Origin of the sequence: Aeromonas sp. HMWF015, assembly GCF_963878965.1 — a bacterium.
GTDB lineage: Bacteria > Pseudomonadota > Gammaproteobacteria > Enterobacterales > Aeromonadaceae > Aeromonas > Aeromonas veronii.
Window position 1 is genome coordinate 7,824 of record NZ_CAWNZT010000206.1, and the last position, 400, is coordinate 8,223.

Below are 400 nucleotides of genomic sequence, written 5' to 3' on the forward strand. Positions count from 1 at the left end.
GTGGGTGCGGTTGCCAAACACGTCAACACCTTCATCGAGCGGATCCATGTGATGGTGCAGGATATCTCCAACTCCTCCGGCCAACTCAACCAGCAGGCCAAGTCCTCCCACAGCATGGCGGAGAAGGCCAATCAGGGGCTGGCACGCCAGCAAAACGAGATCTCCCAGATCGCCACTGCGGTACACGAGATGTCGGCCACCGCGGTCGAGGTCGCCAGCAACGCCGAGCAGACCGCCGAGGCGGCCCGCAGCTCCTCCAGCAGTTGCGAGCATGGCAAGCAGGTGATCGCCCGCAACCAGCGCTCCATCACCGATCTGGCCACCCAGGTGGAACAGGCCTCCAACATCATTCAGGAACTGGAGAAAAACGCTCAGGAGATCAACACCATCCTCTCCACCA

Annotated in this window: 1 pseudogene; it reads left to right on the forward strand. The window is 61.2% G+C overall.

The window, feature by feature from the left end:
* A pseudogene (locus tag AACS18_RS23380) lies at positions 1–400 on the forward strand (methyl-accepting chemotaxis protein); the annotation flags it as partial.